Raw genomic sequence first — 14,273 nt, forward strand, 5'->3', positions numbered from 1 at the left:
AAAGTTACTTAAGACACTAAGACTCTAGCCCACTCAATATAACGATCTACCGAGATATCCTGAGCTCGCGCTTTAAGTTCTATATCAGTAAGCTTCAATCTTTCAGCGAATACCTGCAAATTCGTGCGTAACATTTTTCTTCTTTGAGAAAAAGCTGCAGCAACAACTTGCTCTAATGCATGCCACTGCTTGGTAGTTAAGCTGAAATCCTGTCTTGGGATCATTCGCACTACTGCAGAGTTTACTTTTGGCTGCGGATCAAATGCTTCAGGAGGAACCTCCAATACCAGCTCCATGTCATAACGAGCCTGTAACATCACCGAGAGCCTACTGAAATCAGAACTTCCCGCTGGAGCTACCATTCGCTCAACCACTTCGGCTTGGAGCATAAAAACCTGCTCGTCAATCTGAGTGGCAGCAGAAACCAGATGAAACAATAAAGGCGAGGAAATGTTGTAAGGCAAGTTACCTACTACCTTACATAAGCCCTTTTTAGAATCGCAGTTCTGCGCCCATTCTAAGAAATTAAATTTAAGAGCATCGCCTTCGATGACCTTCAAGCCTTTGAGATTTTCTTTTTCCCAATAAGCAACTAAGTCACGATCAATTTCTAAAAGATCCAGTTGATCGAGGCTACTCAATAATGGTCTTGTAAGCGCTCCAAGCCCAGGGCCAATCTCGATGATGTGCATATCTGGACTAGGATTGATTAAGGCTACGATAGAGTAAATAACCCCTTGATCTTGAAGAAAATTTTGGCCAAAGCGTTTACGTGCGCGATGCATAATCTATAACTTTTTTCTTTGGTTGAGAGCCAATTGGTAGGCTAAACGCAATGCCTCTAACATACTGCCTGAGTCTGCCAAGCCTTTACCAGCTATGTCTAAAGCGGTGCCATGATCAACAGAGGTGCGAATAATAGGCAAACCCAAAGTGACATTAATTCCGCTACCAAAGGTAACAAATTTAAAGGGTGCTAAGCCCTGATCGTGATACATCGCAATGTATGCGTCTACATTTGGCAGCGATTTAGGATCAAACATGGTATCGCCGGGAAAGGGGCCATGGACATCAATTCCCAAATTTCTGCAAGCATCAATAGCGGGAGCAATAAAGTCTATTTCTTCGCGCCCTAAATAACCTGACTCACCCGCATGTGGATTTAATCCTGCAACACGAATCAAGGGCTTAGAAATTCCAAATTTTGTACGTAGATCGTGATCTACTACTCGAATAGTTTCGAGGACTACCTCATAACTCAAAGCAGCAGAAACTTGTTGCAAGGGAAGATGAGTAGTTGCAAGTGCCACTCTTAAATCCTTGGCAGACTTGAGCCCCAAGAAACCAGAAGGTAATGTTGCACAAAGCATCATTACCTCTCGTTTTGCATGACAACGCGCCGCTAAATATTCTGTATGCCCAGTAAAAGGAATGCCGGCCTCGTTAATGACACTTTTCTGAATGGGGGCCGTAACCATGGCATCAAACTGCCCCTGTAAACAACCGTCAACAGCTAGATCCAGCGTCTTTAAAACATAATTAGCATTTTGAGAATGAAGAATGCCTGGACTGGAAAGGCTAGATAAAGAAATATTCTGAACCTGTAAACGATCTGCAAAAGTCAATTTTTCCTGGCTGGATAGAGGCAATAAATTGTCATCCCCCAATAATGTAATCCGAGCATCTGGCTGCTCAGCTAAAAAAGCCTGTGCTCCTGCAATCGAAATCTCGGGCCCGATACCAGCCGGTTCACCCGTTGTTATGACGAGATTAACGTGAGTTACCGGTTGCTGCATCTTCTACATTCAAGATTTTCACAGTTGCTGTATCACGTAACTCGCGCATCCAATCTTGATAGGCTTGCTCAAACTTCCTAGAACGAATCGCTGCACGAGCGAATTCTCGTTGCTTTTCTACCGTCAGCTGAGCTTCACGTCTCTCAATCACTTGGATTAAATGCCAGCCAAATTCGGTTTTGACGGGATTACTAACTTCACCAATTTGAAGTTTATTCATTGCTAGTTCAAATTCGGGTACAAGGTCGCCTGGTCCCATCCACCCTAAATTTCCACCATTGGATGCAGATCCATCTTCCGAGTATTTTTTTGCAAGATCCCCAAAGTCGGCAGTCTTGGCGCGAACTTGATCGCGATAACCTTGAAGACGTCTTTCAGCATCTTGATCGCTTAAACCTGGACGATTTCGCAACAAGATATGACGCGCATTAGTTTGTGTAATAGCAATATTTTGAGGTGTTGTAGAAGCAGGCTCCTGGGGAGCAGCTTGTGCTGGTGGTGGACTGCCAGCAGCCATAGATCGACGATCTAAAACTTTAAGGACGTGGTAGCCAGCAGGGCTTTTGACTACTGCCCCCGCAACTTGTCCGCTTCCTGTATTTCTAACCGCCTCATAAAACAATTGAGGCAATCTATCAGGCGGCCTGTACCCCAATTCCTGGAATTTAATTTGAGGATTATCTTTTGCAGCCATTGCACCCAATTGCAAAAAGTCTACGTCACCTTTTGCTTCGCGCAAAAGTAAGTCCGCTTTTTTCTTAGCATCAGCTTGGGCTCCAGCCCCCGCTCCAGAATCAACTGGAATAAAAATCTGTGCCACATCAATTTCTTCTGGACCGCCATTTGCGCTTGGTGAGGGGCGCGTTACACCAGATAGCATCGCACGATTACGCTCCGATATAAAGTTATCAATTTCAGCATCTGAGATTTTTATTTTGGCATCCACCTCACGCTCACGATAGCGGCTAACTATGACCTCTTCTCGCAATTGCTGTTTATATTTCTCAAATGAAGTACTGGATGCCTCAATTTTTGCCTTTAATTCGACAAAGGTTAATTTATTTTTTGCAGCAGTATCGGCGATGATTTTATCTAACTCTTTACTGCTGACATAAAACCCTTCTTGCTCAGCATTTTGAAGCTGAATTTTTTCTAAGATCAAGCGCTCAAGAATTACCTTACGTAAAGCCTCACCCTCGGGTAGTTTGGTACCTTGTTTTTTTAAGACTGCAATACGATCATCAATATCTTTACGGGTGATATAACCTGTATTAACTACTGCCGCGACACCGTCAATATTACGAACTTTGCCATCAGTTGCCACGGTAGTTTTAGAGGCATCCTGAGCACTCACAATTCCAGCAAACAACACTGCAGCGAAAAAGAAGATGAAATTCATAAGCTTGATTGGGCAATTACTACGCAGCATTATTGATAGCTTTCATATATAGAGGGGGCAATTGGCTTCGAAGTAGGCATATATCCAGGAACATTTAACTTCATGATATCAACTGGATTACTTCCTGCGCTAGCAAAGCCCCTAAATTCAACCTGAAAAAGCACCTGGGTGGTGGTAATTAGTGAAGTATTCACTGCCTGAGAATAAGCGCCGCGGAAAGTCCAGCAATCGCGCATCCATTCAAGACCAATCATCGTGTTCAAGGTTTTAATGGTCAGTGCATCGTAGCCCCAGCGCCCCAAAACTGAAACCTCTTTTGTAAGGGGCCACTGACCAGAAATATTGTATTGGTCAGTAGTAGTTGCAGAGGGTGTGTACACCTGATTGTTTTGAGCAGAAGCCTGCACGGGTGGCGTCCAGACATTTCGATAACCAAAATTAAGACTTCTACCTGGAGTTGGTCTCCAACTTGCACCAACCGTGGTTTGCACAAAACGATCTAACTGCGTGTTGTACTGCCCAAAAAGGTCTGCACTAAAGTTACCTAGTAAGCGGACTGAAGCTGAACCCAAGGTATCTGAGTAAGTAGTTGGGTTGACAATGTTTCCATTCAACCCAACCTTCTGTCCAGTGAACTGCTGCTTCTGAGCGATTGTCACATTTGCGCGCTCAGCCCCTGTATTCGCTTCAATCATGCGGCTAGTTAAGCCAAGTGTTGCCGCATTAGAGTCCGCAATACGGTCGTTACCAATAAAAGTATTTGCAGTAAAAATTTGTGACACGCCGAATCCAGCATCTGCAGTATCAAAGACTGGTGTATTTGCCTGACTTTGATAGGGAGTGAATGCATAAAAGGCTCGCGGCTCCATTGTCAGCAACATATCGCGTCCAAAGAATCCATGCAACTCTGCAGCCTCTCGTTCAAACGCCAATCCAGAATCCAAGCTTAATGTTGGGATAGTAAAGCCCTGGGCATTTGGTGTGCCTGGAGTGTAGGCTGTAGCGCTATACATATTCGATTGAAAGCTCACTGTCGGTGTGATGTAATAGCCCGGCGTAACTTGAGGGAGCGATAGCGCACCTTTAACCACAGTTCTATCTGCTTGCGTGTAAGCGCCTGGTGGGGGCGAATTAAAGTTACTACCCAAGGCATAAGCAAAGCGAGTGTAGTCAGTCGAGAAGGTCGTTTTAGGGCCTGTGGGTAAGGCTACGTATTTACCGCTTGGATCCGTGGTTGTTGGGGTCAACTGACTGTTATAGGCCGCCGTTATATTAGGCATGATATTGTATGGCGCCTGCACTAAATTAGTTGGGTCTGGTTGCAATGTTTGAAAGCTTGCGGCTTTTGCGCCAACTGTCCAGTTACTCAAACTTCCGGTGAGTTGCTTAGTTGTTCCTATCTCCTGTCTAAACTGGCTCGTTACTTGTCCTGCAATACTTTGAGAAAAGTCAGTCGGATAAAGACTGTCGGATACTTTTGCCATATTGACATAACCTGTCCATGCGCCCGGTAACGGAACACCGCCAGGACCAACACCACCACCTAATAATTGTCTTTGCTGAAAATCGTATTTCCAGCGATTGGTGCCAGTTTGTTTGTCGTACGGAAGATACTCGCCAGTAGCAACACCCGAATAATCTTTATCCAAGTAACGATAAGAGGCTCCGAGCATGAAACCACGATGATTCATCTCACGTGGTAATAGCAATAAATCCCGATTCGGCGCGATATTGACGTAGTAAGGCTGAGTGATGTCTAAACCATTATTCGAGTTATAGCCGGCAACCGGCGCAAGCAAGCCTGTACGACGCTGGCCACCTGTAGGTGCGGTGAAATACGGCACATAAGCAATAGGTACGTTAAAGAAATGCATCACACCATTTGTGCCGGTCATTTCTTTTTGCTCGTTATCAATTTCTAGATTACTGAGACTAAAGTACCAATCCATATTTTCTGGAGTGCAGGTCGTATAGGTTGCTTTATCAAAAACAAAAATATCAGAATTTTGAATGGTTAATTTTTTTCCCGTACCACTTCCATGTGTATCTCGAATTTCATAAGAGGGGTTTTCCATAAAGCCCTCACGTGCATCGACCTTGAACTGCCCCTTCGGACCCTTAAACGTAGTATTTCCTTTTGATAACTCCGCATTACCATTTAGATCGGCAATATCAGTATCAGGGTTGTATGTAATTTCATCAGCCTTTAAAACCGCGCCATTACGTCGTATTTGCGCGCGACTCTTTAGATGCATATCGCGATCAACTACTCCATCAATCGTATCGCTAGAAGTAAATGTGAGCGCTTGGCCATCACTTATGGGTTTACCCACTCGCAACTGATCATCCACCTTAAGAACGGTAACATTTCCGCGGTCTGGCAACAAAACTAAAGTGGGAGCAGACTGGGAAACTGGGGGCAAGGGAGCGGGCGCTTGGGCTAGTCCAGGAAGCGCAAATTGAAGCAATGCCACCCCCATCAGTACACGCAGGGAGATCAGCAAAAAAAGAGGGGCGCAAAGGCCGGCGCGACGGCGATAATGACTCATGGATCCAGACCCGCCTTATTATACGAATCGACCATGACTGACTCTCGCTTACACACCCTACGTAACTGGCTAAAAGGCCTCCAGCCTAGCTGGCAATTAGATCTTGATACTTTGGCGCCTGCTTCAGCCGATGCGAGCTTTCGGCGCTATTTTCGGATTGAGTCCAAAAACCCTGATTTTGGGACCCTGATCATCATGGATGCTCCTCCCCAGCATGAGCCTCTCGATGCCTTTATTCAGGTTGATTTTTTGCTTCTACACGCGGGATTGCATGTCCCCAAAATCCTCGAACAAAATATTCTGGAAGGGTTTTTATTGCTCAATGATTTAGGCAATAAAACCTATCTTGCAGAACTCAATGATCAAACTGCCGATCATCTTTATCAAGACGCCACAAATGCTTTGATCAAAATGCAACTCGCAAGCAAACCGGATATCTTGCCAAACTATGATGAAGCATTATTAAAACGTGAGTTAGATTTATTTCCTGAGTGGTATCTGGAAAAACATTTACAGATAGAGCTAAATGAACAGCAACAAGCACAACTCAAGAAATCGTTTGATCTCCTTATTGAAAATAATTTAGCACAAGCTAAAGTGTATGTTCATCGTGATTACCACTCACGTAATCTGATGGTGACAGAAATCAATAATCCTGGGGTACTTGACTTTCAAGATGCTGTTTATGGGCCGATTACCTATGATGCATCTTCTCTTTGGAGAGATGCCTATATCGCATGGCCAGAAGAAAGAGTGATTGATTGGGTCATTAAATTCTGGGAGCAAGGGCGTAAAGCTGGGCTACCAATGCCGGAAGATTTTGGTCAGTTCTATCGCGACTTTGAGTGGATGGGCTTGCAACGCCACCTTAAGGTTCTCGGAATTTTTGCGAGATTATTTCATCGTGATGGTAAAGATGGCTATCTCAAAGATATTCCATTGGTACTTGAATACGCTATTGCCTGTGCCAACCGTTATATCGAGTTGAAGCCTTTGGCGCGTATTCTAGAATCGACCCGCCAAAATAAAGAGTAAATCATTACTCAATATGAATACCGTCAATATTCCTTGTTTTTTGCTTGCAGCCGGCAGGGGTGAGCGCATGCGCCCCCTCACAGATTCTTTGCCAAAGCCTTTACTGAGTATTCAGGGTAAATCTTTACTGGCATGGCATCTACAAGCACTGGCAATCGCAAAGATTCAAGATGTAGTGATTAATCATGCCTGGTTGGGTGAAAAAATTGAGGCAGCCCTAGGCAATGGAGAGCATTTTGGACTCCATATTCAATACTCACCTGAGGGAAACGCACTGGAAACAGCCGGGGGTATTTGTAAAGCACTTCCCATCATCGCGCCTGAAGACTACTTTTTAGTCATTAATGGAGATGTTTTTAGTCCCAACTTACCTATTTCTCAGCTTGTAGACACCATTCACAAAATGCGCAAAGACGTAAGCAACCCTTTGGCCCACTTATTAATGGTTCCTAACCCGGTCCAGCACCCTGAGGGGGACTTTTACCTACAAGATTCCACTGTGAGTAATACCGAGTTTAGTGGCGCCGAAAAACTTACCTTCTCCGGAATTGGGATTTATCACAAAGACCTTTTCAAAGACCTTGAATTTGGAGCTCCGGCTAAGCTGGCGCCACTGCTTATTCAAGCAATGGGGCAGAATAAAGTGACTGGTGAAAAATATCTCGGTCCATGGCACGATGTAGGTACACCACAACGATTACAAGAGCTCAATGCAACTTATTAATAACGCCCACCTCTATCAAGCCCGTAGAAATGCTTTAGCAAAACAAATGATCGCTAAAACAGGTGGTGGAATTGCTGTGATATCAACAGCACCAGAATTGGCTCGCAATCGAGATAGCGAATTTCCATATCGTCATGACAGTGATTTCTTTTATCTCACTGGATTTGAAGAGCCTGGCGCTACCTTGGTTTTAAAGGTAAATAAAAATGGTAAAGATCTGCATTTAGAGTCCCATTTATTTTGTAGGCCAAAAGATCTTGAAAGGGAGATTTGGGATGGTATTCGTCTTGGCCCTGAAGCTGCACCAGAAACATTAGGACTAGAGTACGCATACAGTAACGAAAATCTCGACCAAAAGCTCAGTGAATTATTAGCCGATCAAGAAGCAATTTATGTTCGCCTTGCTGAAAGCGCTGAAGCTGATCGACGTTTGCGGCATTGGATGAAGCAAGTCCGTGGGCAAGCGCGTTCGGGAGTAAATCCTCCGTCTGAATTACATGATGTTGAAGCCTTGATACATGAAATGCGTTTATTCAAAGACGCTCATGAAATTGACATCATGCGTCGTGCTGCTACCATCTCCGCCCGCGCACATATCCGCGCCATGCAGATATGTAAACCCGGTATGCGCGAATACCAACTCGAAGCAGAGTTGCTTCATGAGTTTCGCAATAGTGGCGCGCAAAGTGTTGCCTATAACAGTATCGTTGCGGGCGGCGCAAATTCCTGCATCCTTCACTATCGTGCTGGCTCAACCGAATTACGCAGCGGAGAGTTGTGCTTAATTGATGCCGGCTGTGAGTTAGATGGATATGCCTCCGACATCACCAGAACATTTCCAGTAAATGGAACATTTACTGGTCCACAGCGCGCTTTGTATGACATTACCTTAGCCGCACAAGAAGCAGCCATTGCCATGACTAAGCCAGGCAATACTTTTATGCAGCCCCATGAAGCCGCATTAAAAGTACTGACGCAAGGCTTACTAGATGAGAAGCTTCTGCATTTATCAGAGGTGGGCTCAGTGGAAAACGCCATTGAATCTGGGGCTTACCGTCGCTTCTATATGCATCGCACCTCACACTGGTTAGGCATGGATGTTCACGATGTTGGTTCTTATCGTGAGGTAGTTCAGGGTAATAATCAGGAAGACAAGCCGTGGAGAGTGCTAAGAAGTGGCATGGTCATTACGATTGAGCCTGGTTTGTATGTACGGCCAGCAGATGACGTAGACAAGGCCTTTTGGAACATTGGCATTCGTATTGAGGATGATGCAGTAATTAATGATTCAGGTTGTGAGTTAATTTCTCGCGGTGTGCCCGTGAAAGCAGATGAAATCGAAGCGCTCATGAAAAATGCATAACACCCCTAATAAAGAATGAGTTCATCTCCTTGCGATATCTTGATTCATGGTGGCGGACCCGTTGGTCTTGCTTGTGCTGCATGGTGCTTACAAAAATTTCCTGATGCCAATCTCACATTACTAGATCGCAATCCTGTTAATGATGCGGATTTAGCTTCTGCAGATAGCAGAGGAATTGCGCTCTCACACGGCAGCAAACTATTGCTTGATACGATTAACGCGTGGCCAAAAGAACATGCAGACATTTATCGAGTGCATGTATCCCAAAAAGGGCGCTTTGGTCGCGCGCTCATGACGCGTGAAGAGCTAGAACAAGATGCGCTTGGCCATATCATTCGCTATCGCGATATTCATATGACTTTGCGTCAATCCTTAAGGGCTCTACAAGCCCAAAGCCCCCATTTTGTATGGCAGCATATCGAGAAAGAAGATGAACAAGTCAATATTCATGCAAAGTGCGTAGTGCATGCCGAAGGTGGTTTATTTAAGACGCAAGATTGGGTTGAGTCAGGCCGTGATTATGGTCAGTCCGCTTTGGTTGGTTTGGTTGAGGTAGATAGCGCCATACCCCATCAAGCATGGGAACGATTTACTTCCGAGGGACCGTTGGCAGTTTTACCGAGCCACTATGGATCTAATATTCTTAATCTAGTTTGGTGTGGTTCGCCAGAGTCTTCGCAACAACGTCTCGCATTGAGTGATGCTGATTTCTTAATGGCATTACAAAATGAATTTGGTTCACGCATTGGGCGCTTTCTCAAAATTCAAGATCGTCGTCTATATGAACTAGGCTTGAACTATCGCAAAGAAATTACTAAAAATAATGAAGTGTGGATCGGTAATGCCGCCCAAACCTTGCATCCTGTTGCGGGCCAAGGTTTGAACTTGGGTCTGCGAGATGCTTTTTTATTATCTGAAAAATTAGCCGGTCTATTTTCTGGGAATCCCAAAGATCACAATCCAGCTCGCATTCAAGCTACCTTAGAAAGTTACGCTCAAAGCCGCAAAGTAGATCGAAGCACCACAATTGGCTTAACAGATTTCATGGCTCGAGTATTTACTTCTAATCTAGCCCCCGTAGTGCTGGCTAGAGGACTAGCTTTAACAGCCCTTCAGTGGCTTCCACCAGTCAAAACAGCCTTAGCTCGCCAGATGATGTTTGGCAGGCGCTAAGAGGCTTATATAGCCTCCAAAATCTAAGTCCTCTACGTTTGATCTAGAACAGGTAATCTGCCTATTTTTTAGGCAGATTTAGCCTTGAATGTGCTAAAGTGTCATGCTTTCCAGCCAGCGCTTAATACCCCCACCCTAACAAACCCCAATAGATGAAGATTGGCCCTCACGACCTTGCAAATAGACTATTTGTAGCCCCTATGGCTGGGGTAACTGATCGTCCCTTTAGGCAACTTTGTAAAAAGTTGGGTGCTGGATATGCCGTTTCAGAAATGGTGGCCTCCAATGCGCTTCTTTGGAAGAGTGAGAAAACTCAGCGTCGCGCCAACCACATTGGTGAATTTAAGCCAATCGCAGTTCAAATCGCTGGGGCAGATCCAGCCATGATGGCGGCGGCTGCCAAAATAAATGTTGATCATGGCGCACAAATTATTGACATCAATATGGGCTGCCCCGCTAAAAAAGTTTGCAATGTTGCAGCCGGTTCCGCTTTATTGCGTGACGAGCCTTTAGTGCAACAAATTCTTGAGGCTGTTGTAAATGCTGTTGGTGTTGGTCCCGATGCCGTTCCGGTTACTTTGAAGATTCGTACGGGCTGGGATCGCGAACATAAAAATGCCATTGAGATTGCACGGCTTGCAGAAAAGTCTGGCATCTCCATGCTGACTGTTCATGGCCGTACTCGCGCTGATTTATATCATGGTGAAGCGGAGTATGAAACGATCACTGCTGTAAAAAATTCTGTGAATATTCCAGTGGTAGCAAATGGTGATATTCATTCCCCCGAAAAGGCTGAACAAGTTTTAAAGATAACTGGCGCTGATGCCATCATGATTGGGCGTGCTGCCCAGGGTCGCCCTTGGATCTTTCGCGAAATTAATCACTACCTTGAAACTGGGGGGAAGTTACCCACCCCGGAGATCAATGAGATCCAGGCAATTATGAATGCCCATCTCTTGGATCACTACGAGTTCTACGGTGAACACATTGGCCTTCGTACTGCCCGCAAGCATATTGGCTGGTATTGCAAAGGCTTAAGAGACTCCCATGCATTTCGTCAGCGCATGAATACTGCTGATGACTGCAAAACCCAATTACAAATGGTGAATGATTACTTTAATGAAATGAAATCTCATTCTGATCGCCTCCTCTTTTTAGAGGCAGCTTAACCATTTTGTCTTGTTATTTTATTTTTAGTTTCCAGAATTAATAGATTGTTATGACTAATAAGCACCCAATTACCGAATGTATAGAAACCCAGCTTCAGGGCTATCTTGATGACCTCAAAGGCACAGCGCCGAATGATATTTATCAAATGGTTTTAGCGGTAGTTGAAAAACCGATGCTGGAATTAGTAATGAACCATGCAAAACAAAATCAATCCTTAGCTGCGCAATACCTTGGTATTAATCGCAATACTTTGCACAAAAAGCTCGTCGAACATCAAATCTTGAAATAAACCTCAATCACTAAGTCACTTATTAACAATTCTTCCGAAAAATTATGATCCGTACAGCCCTACTCTCCGTTTCCGATAAAAATGGCATCGTGCCTTTTGCCAAATCTCTTCATGAGCAAGGCATTAAGCTCATTTCTACTGGTGGAACCGCTAAGCTCTTGGCTGAAAATAATTTGCCAGTAGTCGAAGTTTCTTCCTTGACTAAATTTCCAGAAATGCTAGATGGTCGCGTAAAAACCTTGCATCCGATGGTGCATGGTGGTTTATTGGCTCGCAGAGACTTTCCTGAGCATATGGCGGCATTAGAAGAGCATGGAATCGATACGATCGATATGCTGGTGATTAACCTTTACCCATTTAATGAAACTGTAGCTAAGGAAAACTGCTCTTTTGAGGATGCTGTAGAAAATATTGATATCGGCGGGCCTGCGATGTTGCGTGCAGCAGCTAAAAATCATCAAGATGTCACCGTGCTGATCTCTCCTGAAGATTACGCTCCAGTGTTGGCCGAGATGAAAGCCAATCAAAATGTGGTTTCTTATAAAACTAATTTAGCTTTAGCAAAAAAGGTATTTGCACACACAGCTCAATACGATGGTTCGATCGCCAACTACCTTTCTGCATTGGGTGACGACTTGGATCACAAAGCACGCTCAGCTTACCCAGAAACTTTGCACCTTGCCTTTGAAAAAGTTCAAGAGATGCGTTACGGCGAGAACCCCCATCAATCAGCTGCATTCTACAAAGATATATACCCGGTCAATGGCGCGTTAGCCAACTACAAGCAATTGCAAGGCAAAGAACTTTCTTATAACAATATTGCGGATGCAGACTCTGCATGGGAGTGTGTGAAAAGCTTTGCAGGTAATTCCGGTGGCGCAGCAGCCTGCGTCATCATCAAGCATGCCAATCCTTGTGGTGTTGCCGTAGGTGCTTCAGCGCTTGAGGCTTATCAAAAAGCTTTCAAGACTGATCCCAGCTCTGCATTTGGCGGAATCATTGCTTTCAATATTCCTTGTGATGGGGCTGCTGCCCAAGAGATCTCAAAGCAATTTGTAGAGGTACTGATCGCTCCAAGCTTTACTGATGAAGCAAAAGCAATCTTTGCAGCAAAACAAAATGTACGTCTCTTAGAAATTCCCCTGGGAAATGCATTCAATACATTTGACTTTAAACGTGTTGGTGGCGGTCTCTTGGTTCAATCACCAGACGCTAAAAATGTCTTGCAAAACGAAATGCGTGTTGTAAGTCAAAGACAGCCTACACCAAGTGAAATGAATGACATGATGTTTGCGTGGCGTGTAGCTAAGTTTGTGAAATCCAATGCGATTGTGTATTGCTCCAATGGCATGACTCTAGGAATTGGGGCGGGCCAGATGAGCCGCGTAGACTCTGCCCGCATGGCGAGTATTAAAGCTGAGAATGCCGGCTTAAGCCTAAAAGGTTCCGCGGTAGCGAGCGACGCCTTCTTCCCATTTCGCGATGGTTTGGATGTCGTTGTGAATGGTGGCGCGAGCTGTGCAATTCAGCCGGGCGGCAGTATGCGTGATGATGAAATCATCGCTGCAGCCAATGAACATGGCATCGCCATGATCTTTACTGGTACACGTCACTTCCGCCATTAATTAACTATGCGGTGGATTGGAATCGACCCGGGATTGCGTATTACTGGCTTTGGCGTCATTGATGTCGATGGCCAAAAACTGACTTACGTAGCTTCAGGGACGATTGAAAGTGGCGATCCTGCCAAAGGCTTGCCAGAGCGTCTCGGCGCTCTCTATGCCGGCGTTAAAGAAGTTCTAGAAACCTATCGACCAGAGCAAGCTGCAATTGAAGAAGTTTTCTTAAACGTCAATCCACGCTCAACCCTGATGCTTGGACAAGCCCGGGGGGCAGTAATCGCAGCCCTTGTCTCAGAAAAACTACCGGTTGCTGAATACAGTGCCTTGAGAGTGAAGCAAGCGATTGTAGGAACTGGCCGCGCAGCCAAACCGCAAGTCCAAGAAATGGTAAAACGCCTACTCCGACTGAGTCGCGCCCCAGGAACGGATGCTTCGGACGCATTAGGTGTGGCTATTTGCGCCGCGCACCATTCACAAATACCAAAAGCAATTACCTCGGCATTAGCCTCCAAGAAACGCAGCAAGTAAAAATACACATCACAGGTTAAGATCACTACATGATTGGTCGCATTCAAGGTACTCTCGTTTCAGTTCATCCTCCTCGTCTATTGGTGGATTGCCAGGGCGTTGGTTATGAAATCGATGTGCCCATGAGCACTTTGTATCAGCTACCTGAAGTAAATCAAAAAATTACCCTGCTCACCCACTTTCAAGTACGTGAGGATGCGCAACAGCTTTTTGGCTTTGCTACCGAGATTGAGCGTGAAGCATTCAGGCAGTTAATTAAAATTAGTGGGGTGGGCTCACGTACCGCTCTTGCAGTTCTCTCTGGCATGAGCGTGAACGAATTGGCTCAAGCAATTGCCTTGCAAGAAGCTGGTCGACTCACGCAAGTGCCTGGGATTGGCAAAAAAACTGCTGAGCGCCTTTGCTTGGAGCTTAAAGGCAAACTGGCACCAGATCTTGGTATTACGGGTGGCAAACCACAAGCCATTGAAGCAACTAGTGAAGTATTGCAAGCGCTTTTATCATTAGGTTACTCCGAAAAAGAAGCGCTTTTAGCGCTGAAGCAAATCCCACCAGAGACTAGTGTTTCCGATGGAATTCGGATGGGTCTAAAGTATCTATCTAAGCCTTAAAGCACTAAACTCTT

Annotated in this window: 13 protein-coding genes; 9 read left to right on the forward strand and 4 right to left on the reverse strand. The window is 45.1% G+C overall.

Translation table 11 applies throughout. The features are described from left to right. Positions 1–8 precede the first annotated feature (8 nt). The 4 genes from rsmA to PNUC_RS09700 are packed head-to-tail and all read right to left on the reverse strand — an operon-like array spanning position 9 to position 5,744. Positions 9–785: a 16S rRNA (adenine(1518)-N(6)/adenine(1519)-N(6))-dimethyltransferase RsmA gene (gene rsmA, locus PNUC_RS09685; RefSeq protein WP_011903702.1), complete on the reverse strand. Its 777-nt coding sequence runs from the start codon at positions 783–785 to the stop codon at positions 9–11. 3 nt (positions 786–788) lie between these two features. After that, a complete protein-coding gene (gene pdxA / locus PNUC_RS09690) occupies positions 789–1,796 on the reverse strand; it encodes a 4-hydroxythreonine-4-phosphate dehydrogenase PdxA (RefSeq protein WP_011903703.1) in 1,008 nt (335 codons plus the stop codon). Continuing rightward, a complete protein-coding gene (locus PNUC_RS09695) occupies positions 1,771–3,195 on the reverse strand; it encodes a peptidylprolyl isomerase (protein ID WP_233424072.1) in 1,425 nt (474 codons plus the stop codon). The genes pdxA and PNUC_RS09695 overlap by 26 nt, the downstream gene beginning before the upstream one ends. A gap of 29 nt (positions 3,196–3,224) precedes the next feature. Further along, positions 3,225–5,744: an LPS-assembly protein LptD gene (locus PNUC_RS09700; protein WP_048812162.1), complete on the reverse strand. Its 2,520-nt coding sequence runs from the start codon at positions 5,742–5,744 to the stop codon at positions 3,225–3,227. A gap of 33 nt (positions 5,745–5,777) precedes the next feature. On the opposite strand from PNUC_RS09700, the gene PNUC_RS09705 reads away from it, so the two are divergent. From PNUC_RS09705 to ruvA, 9 genes are all read left to right on the forward strand, one after another. Next, on the forward strand, positions 5,778–6,779 hold the full coding sequence (locus PNUC_RS09705; RefSeq protein WP_011903706.1) for an aminoglycoside phosphotransferase family protein: 1,002 nt from the start codon (positions 5,778–5,780) through the stop codon (positions 6,777–6,779). A 13-nt stretch (positions 6,780–6,792) separates the two neighbouring features. Next, positions 6,793–7,503: an N-acetylmuramate alpha-1-phosphate uridylyltransferase MurU gene (murU, locus tag PNUC_RS09710; protein WP_011903707.1), complete on the forward strand. Its 711-nt coding sequence runs from the start codon at positions 6,793–6,795 to the stop codon at positions 7,501–7,503. After that, the gene (gene pepP / locus PNUC_RS09715; protein ID WP_011903708.1) at positions 7,490–8,866 is read left to right on the forward strand and encodes a Xaa-Pro aminopeptidase; all 1,377 of its coding nucleotides are present in this window, start codon (positions 7,490–7,492) and stop codon (positions 8,864–8,866) included. Before murU ends, pepP begins: the two co-directional genes overlap by 14 nt. 15 nt (positions 8,867–8,881) lie before the next feature. After that, a complete protein-coding gene (locus tag PNUC_RS09720) occupies positions 8,882–10,039 on the forward strand; it encodes an FAD-dependent monooxygenase (protein WP_011903709.1) in 1,158 nt (385 codons plus the stop codon). 152 nt (positions 10,040–10,191) lie between these two features. Then, a complete protein-coding gene (gene dusB / locus PNUC_RS09725; RefSeq protein WP_011903710.1) occupies positions 10,192–11,208 on the forward strand; it encodes a tRNA dihydrouridine synthase DusB in 1,017 nt (338 codons plus the stop codon). A gap of 50 nt (positions 11,209–11,258) precedes the next feature. Beyond that, positions 11,259–11,498 (forward strand): helix-turn-helix domain-containing protein, encoded by a 240-nt coding sequence (locus PNUC_RS09730; protein WP_011903711.1) that lies wholly within the window; start codon positions 11,259–11,261, stop codon positions 11,496–11,498. A gap of 44 nt (positions 11,499–11,542) precedes the next feature. After that, positions 11,543–13,123, forward strand: a complete 1,581-nt coding sequence (gene purH / locus PNUC_RS09735; protein WP_011903712.1) for a bifunctional phosphoribosylaminoimidazolecarboxamide formyltransferase/IMP cyclohydrolase — start codon at positions 11,543–11,545, stop codon at positions 13,121–13,123. A 6-nt stretch (positions 13,124–13,129) separates the two neighbouring features. Next, the gene (gene ruvC, locus PNUC_RS09740) at positions 13,130–13,648 is read left to right on the forward strand and encodes a crossover junction endodeoxyribonuclease RuvC (protein WP_011903713.1); all 519 of its coding nucleotides are present in this window, start codon (positions 13,130–13,132) and stop codon (positions 13,646–13,648) included. A 29-nt stretch (positions 13,649–13,677) separates the two neighbouring features. Continuing rightward, positions 13,678–14,259 carry a Holliday junction branch migration protein RuvA gene (ruvA, locus tag PNUC_RS09745; protein ID WP_011903714.1) on the forward strand — a complete coding sequence of 194 codons (582 nt, stop codon included), beginning with the start codon at positions 13,678–13,680 and terminating at the stop codon, positions 14,257–14,259. Positions 14,260–14,273: the final 14 nt, after the last annotated feature.

This window comes from Polynucleobacter asymbioticus QLW-P1DMWA-1 (assembly GCF_000016345.1).
Lineage (GTDB): Bacteria > Pseudomonadota > Gammaproteobacteria > Burkholderiales > Burkholderiaceae > Polynucleobacter > Polynucleobacter asymbioticus.